Annotated in this window: 10 protein-coding genes; 8 read left to right on the top strand and 2 right to left on the bottom strand. The window is 63.0% G+C overall.

Annotated elements, in window-relative coordinates; translation table 11 throughout:
• Positions 1–291 precede the first annotated feature (291 nt).
• Both rbsK and J6497_RS23375 read right to left on the bottom strand, forming a co-directional pair.
• Positions 292–1,203, bottom strand: a complete 912-nt coding sequence (rbsK, locus tag J6497_RS23380) for a ribokinase (RefSeq protein ID WP_225706632.1) — start codon at positions 1,201–1,203, stop codon at positions 292–294.
• Positions 1,204–1,230: 27 nt separating this feature from the next.
• Positions 1,231–2,124: a sugar kinase gene (locus tag J6497_RS23375; protein ID WP_225706631.1), complete on the bottom strand. Its 894-nt coding sequence runs from the start codon at positions 2,122–2,124 to the stop codon at positions 1,231–1,233.
• Between the two features lie 220 nt (positions 2,125–2,344).
• Here J6497_RS23375 and J6497_RS23370 point away from each other — a divergent pair, with 220 nt between their 5' ends.
• The 8 genes from J6497_RS23370 (at position 2,345) to J6497_RS23335 (ending at position 10,862) form a co-directional block, all read left to right on the top strand.
• The gene (locus J6497_RS23370) at positions 2,345–3,604 is read left to right on the top strand and encodes a Glu/Leu/Phe/Val family dehydrogenase (RefSeq protein WP_225706630.1); all 1,260 of its coding nucleotides are present in this window, start codon (positions 2,345–2,347) and stop codon (positions 3,602–3,604) included.
• Positions 3,601–4,452 carry a VOC family protein gene (locus J6497_RS23365; protein ID WP_225706629.1) on the top strand — a complete coding sequence of 284 codons (852 nt, stop codon included), beginning with the start codon at positions 3,601–3,603 and terminating at the stop codon, positions 4,450–4,452. Before J6497_RS23370 ends, J6497_RS23365 begins: the two co-directional genes overlap by 4 nt.
• 189 nt (positions 4,453–4,641) lie before the next feature.
• Complete coding sequence (locus J6497_RS23360; RefSeq protein WP_225706628.1) at positions 4,642–5,349, top strand: TetR/AcrR family transcriptional regulator; 708 nt, start codon at positions 4,642–4,644, stop codon at positions 5,347–5,349.
• Between the two features lie 158 nt (positions 5,350–5,507).
• A complete protein-coding gene (locus J6497_RS23355; RefSeq protein ID WP_225706627.1) occupies positions 5,508–6,317 on the top strand; it encodes an ABC transporter permease in 810 nt (269 codons plus the stop codon).
• A gap of 131 nt (positions 6,318–6,448) precedes the next feature.
• On the top strand, positions 6,449–7,444 hold the full coding sequence (locus J6497_RS23350; protein WP_225706626.1) for an ABC transporter substrate-binding protein: 996 nt from the start codon (positions 6,449–6,451) through the stop codon (positions 7,442–7,444).
• Between the two features lie 11 nt (positions 7,445–7,455).
• Positions 7,456–8,307: an ABC transporter ATP-binding protein gene (locus J6497_RS23345; protein WP_225706634.1), complete on the top strand. Its 852-nt coding sequence runs from the start codon at positions 7,456–7,458 to the stop codon at positions 8,305–8,307.
• Positions 8,308–8,313: 6 nt separating this feature from the next.
• Positions 8,314–9,714 (top strand): enolase-like domain-containing protein, encoded by a 1,401-nt coding sequence (locus tag J6497_RS23340; protein ID WP_225706625.1) that lies wholly within the window; start codon positions 8,314–8,316, stop codon positions 9,712–9,714.
• Positions 9,711–10,862, top strand: coding sequence for a Gfo/Idh/MocA family protein (locus J6497_RS23335; RefSeq protein WP_225706624.1), 1,152 nt, complete (start codon positions 9,711–9,713; stop codon positions 10,860–10,862). Before J6497_RS23340 ends, J6497_RS23335 begins: the two co-directional genes overlap by 4 nt.
• Position 10,863: the final 1 nt, after the last annotated feature.

Below are 10,863 nucleotides of genomic sequence, written 5' to 3'. Positions count from 1 at the left end.
ACCGTCGTGGCGCGCGGCACGCCGTGGCACGACAAGCCCCCGGCGGCGGCCGCAGCCGCGATCCCATCTCTTGCCTGACCCAGTTTCTTTGTTCGACCGGAGCACCGTTTCTTCGTCCCGACCTGCCGTCTCCACGACGGCGCGCGCAGTGGCCGTCAAGGATGGCCGTTGCCTCAATCTCTCCCCTCGCCACGCTGCCGCCAGGCCACGCCTTGACGGCCGCGAGCACGGCGTCATGCTCAACGGCCGTCGGACAATCCAATTGCCCACAACCTATCGATCTAATGGTTGCTACGCACCGAGAAGGTGCGTCACTTCTGCCGCCGTCGGCATCGACGGCGCCGCTCCCATTCGTTGCACGCAGATAGATGCGGCGGCATTGGCATAACCCAGCGCATCGCGAAGATTGCTTCCAATAGCGAGCTGCGACGCCAGTGCGCCGACGAAGCAATCGCCGGCGCCGGTGGTGTCGATCGCCTTGACCTCGCGTCCGGCTACGACCAGCGGCTCACCTTTGACCAGCGCCAGCACGCCGCGCTTGCCGAGCGTGACGCAGACGATCCTGTCTTTTCCCGCCAATGAACGGGCTGCATCGAGAAAGCGAGCGCGTTCGTCGCTGTCGCGCAGCTCCCGTCCGGTGAGGAAGCCGAGCTCGGTCTCGTTGAGGACGAGGATATCGACGAGGTCGAGCAATTCGCGCTCGAATTTCCTTGCCGGTGCGGGATTGAGGATCGTGGTCGCGCCGGCGGCGCGAGCTTGCTTGAAGAAGACGGTGATCGCGGCGAGTGGGATTTCGAACTGGCTCACCGCTATGTCATCTCTCGCAAGCACCGGCGCCGCGAGATCCTCAGAGCGCACCATCGCATTGGCGCCGGGCACCACGACGATGGTGTTGTCCGCATCCGCAACCGTGATAATCGCCGTGCCAGTGTGCGCCTCGGCGGTGTCCTTGACAAAGCTGAGATCGACGCCCTGCGCCGCCAAGAATGTTCTCAGCTCCTGGCCGAAGGCGTCCTTGCCCAGCCGGCCGATCAGCGTGGTTGCCGCGCCGAGCTTGGCGGCGGCGACCGCCTGGTTGGCGCCTTTGCCGCCGGGGAAGTACAGCACGGCGCTGCCGGCGATGGTTTCGCCGACGCGCGGGTGACGCTCGGCCGTCGCGACCACATCCATGTTGATGCTGCCGGCGACGAAAATCCGCCCCATGCTGAAAAACGCTCCTTAGCGTTGACGTTATGCGTTGACTTGGAACTCCCGCTTCACAGCCTCGATGTCGGCAAGCGAGGGCAGTCCCGCCTCGTTGCCCAGCTTCTGGATCTTGTAGGTGGAGGCCGCGCGCGCGAACTCGAAATGATCCTTCCAGGCTGTGCCGGGATGCGCGAGATAGGAATAGATGTAGGCGCCGTGGAACACGTCGCCGGCGCCGTTGGTGTCGATGACGCGCTCGCGCGGGATCGGCAGCGCGGGCATGGTGCGGACCACGCCGGCTTCGTCGTACCAGAGCACACCTCTCTCACCCAGCGTAACGCCGCCAACCCGGCAGCCGCGCCCCTTGAGATAATCGAGCATCTTTTCCGGCGTCAGGTCCATCTGTTCGCAGAGACGCTCGGCGACGATTGCAACGTCGATATATTGCAACAGCTCATGGGTGTTGGTGCGCAGGCCGCCGCCGTCGAGCGAGGTCAGTATGCCATCCTCGCGGCAGAGTCTTGCATAATGGATGGCGGCATCCGGCTGGTGGCCATCGATGTGCAGCGCGCGGCAACCCTTCAGGTTCAAAAGCGGGAACGGATGGATATGCTCGTCGTCGCGGCAGCGGACGATGGCGCGCTTGCCGTCGTTCGGCATGATGAAGGACAGCGATGACGAGTTGACCTTGCGCGGATGGACGGAGATTCCGTACTTCGCGGCCATGTCCCAGAACATCCGCCCCAGCCAGTCATTGGCCATGGTGGCGATCAGATCCGGTACGATCCCGAGCTTGGCGCAGCAAAATGCCGCAGTGACCGCATTACCGCCGAAGGAGACCGCGTAGGCGTCGGCCACATGTTTCTCGTCGCCGGTCGGCAGATGATCGGTGATGAAGGTGACGTCGATATAGGTCTGTCCGATGAAGAGAGCCTGCATTCGTTTTCCGTCGTGGGGTGATGGATGATCCCGGCGGCAGCTTCAGCTTAGCACCGGATATTATGTGCGTTCGCTGAAATTATTCGCAACCATGCCCTGTTTGCGGCTTGAGATGGCCAGGTGAGAGGACTACCACCGTTCCCGGTTTTTGCCAGCATGCCATCCGGTAACGGACGGCGGCTGTCCTGAGTTCCTGGTTGAAAGACAAAGGGGTAGGACGATGACCGTATATTCCGGCCCGGTGTTCGAGATGGCCGTGAACCAGTTCAACGTGATCGCCAATCACCTCGAAATCCCGATGGACGAGCGCGAGCGGCTGCTGATGCCGAAGCGGTCCGTCACCGTCTCGTGCCCAATCCACCGCGATGACGGCACGGTGGCGGTGTTCGAGGGCTATCGTGTCCAGCACCACCTCACCATGGGCCCGACCAAAGGCGGCACCCGTTTTGCGCCCTCCGTCGATATCGGCGAGGTTGCCGCGCTCGCGATCTGGATGAGCTGGAAATGCGCCCTCGTCGGCCTGCCCTATGGCGGCGCCAAGGGCGGGGTCAATGTCGATGTGACCCAGATCTCCAAGCGCGAGCTGGAGTCGCTCTCGCGTCGCTACATGCAGGAGATGATTCCGTTCGTCGGCCCGCATACCGACGTGATGGCCCCGGACATGGGCACCAATGAGCAGGTGATGGCCTGGTTCATGGACACCTATTCAATGTACCAGGGCCAGACCGTGACCGAGATCGTCACGGGCAAGCCGGTCTCTTCCGGCGGCACGCTCGGCCGGCGCGAGGCGACCGGGCGCGGCGTCGCCTATCTTGCGAGACGGGTGCTGAACGAGCTTGCGATCAATCCCTCCGGCGCCACCGCCGTGATCCAGGGCTTCGGCAATGTCGGCTCCTATGCGGCGCTGGAACTGCATCACTACGGCCTCAAGATAACGGCGATCTCAGACCACACCGGCGCGCTCTATGACGAGAAGGGTCTCGATATCCCGGCGTTGATACACCATGCGCAGTTGCATGGCAGCATCGCCGGTTTCTCCAACGAACTGCATTTCGATCCCGCCGAAGTGCTGACGCTGCCCTGTGACGTGCTGGTGCCGGCAGCGATGGAGCGCGTGATCGACGCCGAGATCGCCGGCAAGCTCCGGTGCCGCGTGCTGGCGGAAGGCGCCAATGGCCCGACCACGCCGGAGGCAGATCTTGTCCTGGACAAGCGCCGCAATGAGATCTTCCTCATTCCCGACATTCTCTGCAATTCCGGCGGCGTGGTGGTCAGCTACTTCGAATGGGTGCAGGATCTGCAGCAACTGTTTTGGGAAGAGGAGGAGGTGATGCGGCGCGAATACCAGATCCTCGATCGCGCATTCGAGACGATGCTGAAGCGCGCGAAGACCGACAACATCCCGCATCGCACCGCGGCGATGGCCACCGGCGTGGAGAAGGTCCGCGCCGCCAAGAACACCCGGGGATTGTTCCCATGATCACCGCGCTGGACCATGCCGTTGTCCTCACCGGCGATATCGAAGCGGCGACGGCCGCCTACGAGACGCTGTTCGCGCGCTCGCCAGCATGGAAGAATGTCAGCGATGGCGCCGCGCGGGTACTGTTCACGCTCGACAACACGTCGCTGGAATTGATGGCGCCGAGCGGCGAAGGCGAAAACGCCGGCCGCATCCGCGCGGTGCTGGCATCGCAGGGCGAGGGGCTCGCGAGCCTGTGCTTCCGGACCAACGACATCGAAAGGATGCGCCGCCGGCTGGAACGGCTAACGCTGCGGCCCGAGCCGGTCTCGGAGGTGGAGAGCCAGGACGAGATTTCTGGGGCGACACTGTCGTGGAAGCGCACCCGCGCCGCCACCGACGCGACGCGCGGCGTGCGACTGTTTTTCCTCGAGCGGGAGAAGGAGCGTCCGCTCTCGGTCCGCAGCCAGCCCGCAGGCATCACTGCGATGGATCATGTGGTCGTCGCGACCGCCGATCCCGAACGGACCGCCGCGCTCTATGGCGCCCGCCTCGGCCTCAACATGGCGCTGGACCGGGCGCATCCCGATTGGGGCCGGCTGATGTTCTTCCGCTGCGGCGATTTGGTTGTCGAGGTCGCGCACAAGCCCGGCAAGCTGGAAGCCGACGCACCGGACCGCTTGCGTGGCATCTGCTGGCGTGTCACCGACATCGACGCCACGCATGCACGGCTTGTTGCCGCCGGCGTCGACATCTCGGAGATCCGCACCGGCCGCAAGCGGGGCACGCGCGTGATGACCGTGCGCAATAGCACCTGCAGCGTGCCGACGTTGCTGGTGCAGCCATCCGCTCCGCCAGTGGCGGCGTAACGATTCTCTCACGTCTGCTCCAGTCCGTAGGGTGGGCAAAGGCGCACTTGCGCCGTGCCCACCATCCAGCACCGCGCTCGCGATGGTGGCACGCTTCGCTGCGCTCGCAATGACGGAGGTGCGGAGATTCATTCTCAAACGCTGCGCGCCGTGCTACATCCAGCGTTCCGACTGAATTGAGCGATCCGATTGGCCAAGACAAAGCGAATTCTGAAGTGGCAGCGTGACCCCGAAGGGATGCGGCTGCGCATCCTGGAGGCCGCGAAGGCGGAGTTTGCTGCCCATGGGCTCGCCGGCGCGCGCGTCGACAGCATCGCCAAGAACGCCGGCGCCAACAAGCGCATGCTCTACTACCACGTCGGCAACAAGGAGGACCTCTATCTCGAGGTGCTCGAAGGCGCCTATGAGAAGATCCGCGCCGAGGAACGTGGGCTCGATCTCGAACACCTCGAGCCGCCCGAGGCGATCGCGCGCCTGATCGATTTCACCTGGAACTATTTCATCCGCAACCCGGAATTCCTGGCGCTGCTGAATACCGAGAATCTTGCAAAAGCGCGGCATTTGAAGCGTTCGACCAAGGTCAAATCGATGCATTCGCCGTTCGTCGAGATGATCCGCACCGTCGTGACACGCGGCGTGGAGAGCGGCGATTTCCGCGTCGCAGTCGATCCCGTGCAGCTCTACATCTCGATCGCCGCGCTCGCCTTCTTCTATCTCTCCAACAGCGCGACGCTGAGCGTGATCTTCGGCCGCGATCTCTTGTCGAAGGACGCCCGCGATGAACGACTGGAGCACATGATTGCGCTGGTATTGGCAGCGCTCACCGGAAAGTCGATCGCAGCGTTCGGCAAGAGCAAGGCGCCGAAGCTCCAGGTGACGGCGCAGCAGGCAGTTTAACCCTTAGCGCGCAATTGTTGCATTGCGTCGTCATGCCCGGGTCAAGGCCCGGGCATGACGACGGAGTGCGCCCAAAAGCTTGATGGAATCGGGCTGGACAGTATTTATCCAACGGGTTAATTTCCCCTCCGATAACAATCCAAGCAGGGAAACGGAACGTGGCGGAGAGCAAGGACGCGGGCGGCCTGTCGAGGCTGCTGAATGCGGCGTGGGTGCGCCCATTTTTGTTCCTGGTGTTCATCGTAGTGGCCTGGGACCTCGCCATCCGCCTGTTCCAGATTCCCGCCTACCAGATCCCGGCGCCGGGAGACGTCGTCGCCGTGCTGCGGACGGACTGGCCGGAACTCTTGCGGCAGTCCTGGCCGACGACGTATGCGACGATCTGCGGTTTCCTGTTGTCGGCCGTGTTCGGCATTCCCGTTGCGATGCTGATCGCGGGATCGAAGACGGTGGAAAGCTATGTATATCCGCTCTTGGTGTTCTCGCAGTCGGTGCCGAAGATCGCGATCGCGCCGCTGTTCGTGGTGTGGTTCGGGTTCGGCATCATCCCGAAGGTGATCTCGGCGTTCCTGCTCGGCTTCTTCCCGGTGGTGGTCTCGGCGGTGCAGGGATTCAAATCGGTTGATCCTGATATGGTCGATCTCGCGCGCGCGATGCAGGGCAGCCGCTTCCAGGTGTTCCGCGCCGTCAACCTGCCGCATGCAATGCCGGCGATCTTTTCCGGACTGAAAGTATCGGTGACGCTGGCGGTGGTCGGTGCCGTTGTCGGCGAGTTCGTCGGCTCCAATTCCGGCATTGGCTATGTGATGCAGCGCTCGATTGGAACCTTTGACCTGCCGACGATGTTCGCAGCGCTGGTGATCCTGGCGCTGCTGGGCGTCGTCCTGTTCTGGGTCGTCGACCGTATCGAACGCCTGGTTATTCCCTGGCACGTCAGCCAGCGCGAGGACATTATTTTCGCTTCGTGAGTTATCGAGAAAGACAACAACATAAAGGTTTGTCGTCATTGCGAGCGAAGCGAAGCAATCCATGGCGCCGCAGGTGGAAGGATGGATTGCTTCGCTTCGCTCGCAATGACGGGGAGAGGGAGGAGAACAAGATGCGATTGATAGCTGTAGTCTTGGCGACGCTAACCTTGACGGCGATTTCGGTGCTTCCGGCATCGGCCGCCGACAAGGTGGTGCTGATGCTGAACTGGTACGTTTATGGCGAGCACGCGCCGTTCTATTACGGCAAGGCCAAGGGCATCTATGCCGCCGAGGGCATCGACCTCGAAATCCAGGAGGGCCGCGGCTCAGCTGCGACCACGCAGGCGGTGGCCGCCAAGACCGCCAATTTCGGCTATGTCGACATCCCCACCATGATGCGCGCGGCGGTGAAGGGTGCGCCCGTCATCGCAACTGGCGTGCTGCTGCAGACCAGCCCGATGTCGGCGATGGGCTTCGTCGACAAGAACATCCGGAAGCCCGAGGACATCAAGGGCAAGACGGTTGCGATCACGCCGGCAGATTCCATGACGCAGATCTGGCCGCTGTTCCTGAAGAAGACCGGCCTGAAGGAGAGCGATTTCCAGACGGTCGCCGGCGACGGCCAGACCAAGCTGAACGCGGTCATCAACGGTCAGGCTGATCTGTTGCTCGGCTACGTCATGGACCAGTCAATGAAGATCAAGGACGCCACCGGCAAGGATGTCTATCCGATCAAGTTCGCCGACTACGGCATCCAGCTGGTCTCCTCGGGCATCATCGCCAACAGCGATTATGTGAAAGCCAACGCCGATCTCGTCCGCCGCTTCATGTCGGTGACGACCAAGGCGGTGGAAGCCGCCGAGAAGGAGCCGAAGGCGGCGGCGCAGTCGATCCTCGATGCCAACCCCAAGGGCGGCAAGATCGAGACCCTGACGCAAGGCTTTGAATTGACGATCCCGCTCTATCGCACCAGTGAGACCAAGACCAAGCGACCATTCCAGGTCACCGATCAGAACATGACGGACTCCGTCAATCTGATGGTCGAATATGGCGGGCTCGATCCCAAGGCCAAGGACAATCCGAAGGCCTTCTACACCAACGACTATCTGCCGAAGGGCGACTCGTGAAAGCGCTGCCGATGAAGCCGGCGACACAAAGCCAAAGCCATGTGGACCAACCAGCCGCGCATCTGCGCCTGGTTTCCGACCGTGCCGCCGGCGAGACGTCCGGCATCAAGCTGTCCGGAGTCTCCAAGACTTATCGCTCGCGCGATGGAGACGTGCCGTCGCTGCGGCCGCTCGACTTCCACATCAATCAGGGCGAGTTCTTCGTCGTGGTCGGCCCATCCGGCTGCGGCAAGTCGACTCTGCTCAAGATGATCTCCGGCCTGTTGCCGCCCACGACCGGCGATATCCTGGTCGAGGGCGAACAGGTGACGAAGCCGCACGGCAATGTCGGCATCGTCTTCCAGAACGCGCTGCTGCTACCGTGGAGGAACATCCTCTCCAACGTGATGCTGCCGATCGACATGAAGAAGCTGTCGCGGGAGAAGTACCTGCCGCGCGCGAAAGAGCTTCTGAAGCTGGTCGGCCTCGAAGGCTTCGAGAAGAAGCTGCCGTGGCAGCTCTCCGGCGGCATGCAGCAGCGCGCCTCGATCTGCCGCGCGCTGGTGCATGATCCCAAGATCATGCTGATGGACGAGCCGTTCGGCGCGCTGGACGCCATGACGCGCGAGCGCATGAATGTCGAGCTGATGCGGATCCAGCGCGAGACCGGCAAGACGGTGCTGCTGATCACGCACTCGATTCCCGAGGCCGTGTTTCTCGCCGACCGCGTGCTTGTGATGACCGAGCGGCCCGGCGCGATCGCCGCGATCTACGACGTGCCGCTGCCGCGGCCGCGCTCGCTGGATGCGATGTCAGATCCCGTCTTCACCGAACTGGTGCAGCGCATTCGCAAGCATTTCTTCACGCAAGGGTCGCTGGACTGAGCTTCGATGCCGCCCCTCATTGTCCGAGATATCGCCCTGTTCGAACGTCCGGTCAGCTTTGCTCGGCCGTTCCGCTTTGGCGCGGTCGTGGTCAATGCGACCCCCCAAGCCTTCGTGAGGGTTGAGATCGAGGTCGAGGGGAAGGGGCGGGCGGTGGGTGCGAGCGCCGAGTTCCTAGTGCCGAAATGGTTCGACAAGCGACCGCAGCTGGCGCCGGAAGAGACCGTGGACGAACTTCGGCGGTCGCTATTGATCGCGCGCGAGCTTTATCTGGCGCATTCGACTTTTGAGACGGCGTTCGGCCTGCATGCAGCCTGCATTGGCGCGCAGGTCGAGGCCTGCGCAAGAGAGGATATCCCGCCATTGGCGGCAGCCTATGGGCCGGCGGAAATCGACAAGGCGATCCTGGATGCGCTGTTGCGCGCGGTCGGCGTCAACTTCTTCGACGGCATGGCGCAGAACATTGCCGGTATCGATGCGCGGCTGTCGCCCGACTTGAGCGATGAAGAGATTTCCGGCTTTCTTGCAGGGCGCAAGCGGCTCGATCGCGTCGCGATCCGGCACACCGTTGGCCTCGACGACAAGGTCGAAGGCGAGGGCGGCGTTGCCGATCCAAAAGAGAGCGTCGGCGCGCGCTACTTCAAGCTCAAGCTCAACGGCGATCCCGAACATGACGCGGCGCGGCTGATCCGGATCGGCAACGAACTGGCAACGCTGCCGCACGACTACAAGGTGACGCTCGACGCCAACGAGCAATATGCCGACCTTGCGGCGCTCGGCGCGCTGGGCGATCGCCTGGACCATGATAGCGCATTGCAGCCGATCGCCTCAAAGCTGCTCTATATCGAGCAGCCGATGCCGCGCGACATCACCAAGGCCTCGGCGCTGGGCGCGCTGGCGACACGCGGCTTCATTATCGACGAGGCCGATGATTCCTACGATGCGTTCCCGGCGGTGCGGGCGCTTGGCTATCGCGGCATCTCCTCGAAATCCTGCAAGGGCCTCTACAAGTCGATCGTCAACGCGACGCGCGCAGCGAAATGGAGCGCGGATGGCAAAGCATATTTCGTCAGTGGCGAGGATCTGACCTGCCAGGCGGGGCTTGCCGTGCAGCAGGATCTGGCGCTCGGCGCGCTGATCGGTGTCACCCACGCTGAACGCAACGGGCACCACTATGTCGATGGCTTTGCCGAAACGCCCGCGGCGGAAGCCGAGGCATTCCTCTCAGCGCATCCCGATCTCTATGTCCGCGTCGGCGGCAAGGTGCGCCTCGCGATCCATGACGGCGATCTGTTGACGGGGTCGCTGACGACGCCGGGCTTTGCCACTTCCGTGCATCCGGACTGGTCCACCCTGTCGCCGCTCGCGCGGCCAACGACAAGAATTCTGCAGGAGCAAGCACTATGACCACCAAACGTCTCGGCCTGATCATGAACGGCGTCACAGGCCGGATGGGGCTCAACCAGCATCTGATCCGCTCGATCGTCGCGATCCGCAATCAGGGCGGCGTGCTGTTGTCGAATGGCGACCGCATCATGCCGGACCCGATCCTGGTCGGTCGCGACGCCGAGAAGGTCGGCGGACTGGCAAAACGCTTCGAGATCGCGCGCGTCACGACCGACCTCGACAAGGCGCTGGCCAATCCTGATGACGCCGTGTTCTTCGACGCCGCAACCACCCAGGCACGGCCCTCGCTGCTGACCAAGGCGATCAACGCCGGCAAGCATGTCTATTGCGAGAAGCCGATCGCGACCAATCTGGAGGAGGCGATCGCGGTGGTGAAGCTCGCCAACGCCAAGGGCCTCAAGCACGGCACGGTGCAGGACAAGCTGTTCCTGCCGGGCCTGAAGAAGCTCGCCTTCCTGCGCGACTCGGGCTTCTTCGGCCGCATGCTCTCGGTGCGCGGCGAGTTCGGCTACTGGGTGTTCGAGGGCGGCTGGCAGGAGGCGCAGCGGCCGTCCTGGAACTATCGCAGCGAGGACGGCGGCGGCATCATCCTCGACATGGTCTGCCACTGGCGCTACGTCCTCGATAATCTCTTCGGCGAGGTGCAGAGCATCTCCTGCCTTGGCACGACCGACATCCCCGAGCGCTATGACGAAAAGGGCAAGGCTTACAAGGCCACCGCTGACGATTCCGCCTATGCCACGTTCCAGCTTAAGGGTGGCGTGATCGCGCATATCAACATGAGCTGGGTGACGCGGGTCTATCGCGACGATCTCGTCACCTTCCAGGTCGACGGCACCCATGGCTCGGCGGTCGCAGGCCTGGCCGACTGCATGATCCAGGCGCGGCAGGCGACTCCGCGCCCCGTGTGGAATCCGGACGAGAAGCGACTGCACGATTTCTATGCCGACTGGCAGAAGCTGCCAGACAATGTCTCTTACGACAACGGTTTCAAGGAGCAGTGGGAGATGTTCATCCGCCACGTCTGCGAGGACGCACCCTACAAGTATACGCTGCTCGAAGGCGCCAAGGGCGTGCAGCTCGCCGAATGCGCGCTTAAGAGCTGGAAGGAGCGGCGCTGGATCGATGTCGAACCGATCAGGCTGTGAG

Origin of the sequence: Bradyrhizobium cenepequi (genome assembly GCF_020329485.1) — a bacterium.
GTDB lineage: Bacteria > Pseudomonadota > Alphaproteobacteria > Rhizobiales > Xanthobacteraceae > Bradyrhizobium > Bradyrhizobium cenepequi.
Note: the sequence above shows the minus strand (reverse complement) of the source record. Positions and strands in the feature narration are given on the sequence as shown.

Bases quoted from the DNA above. Each gene is read 5' to 3' on its own strand.
- rbsK (WP_225706632.1), bottom strand. From the start codon at position 1,203: ATGGGGCGGATTTTCGTCGCCGGCAGCATCAACATGGATGTGGTCGCG.
- J6497_RS23375 (WP_225706631.1), bottom strand. From the start codon at position 2,124: ATGCAGGCTCTCTTCATCGGACAGACCTATATCGACGTCACCTTCATC.
- J6497_RS23370 (WP_225706630.1), top strand. From the start codon at position 2,345: ATGACCGTATATTCCGGCCCGGTGTTCGAGATGGCCGTGAACCAGTTC.
- J6497_RS23365 (WP_225706629.1), top strand. From the start codon at position 3,601: ATGATCACCGCGCTGGACCATGCCGTTGTCCTCACCGGCGATATCGAA.
- J6497_RS23350 (WP_225706626.1), top strand. From the start codon at position 6,449: ATGCGATTGATAGCTGTAGTCTTGGCGACGCTAACCTTGACGGCGATT.
- J6497_RS23345 (WP_225706634.1), top strand. From the start codon at position 7,456: ATGAAGCCGGCGACACAAAGCCAAAGCCATGTGGACCAACCAGCCGCG.
- J6497_RS23340 (WP_225706625.1), top strand. From the start codon at position 8,314: ATGCCGCCCCTCATTGTCCGAGATATCGCCCTGTTCGAACGTCCGGTC.
- J6497_RS23335 (WP_225706624.1), top strand. From the start codon at position 9,711: ATGACCACCAAACGTCTCGGCCTGATCATGAACGGCGTCACAGGCCGG.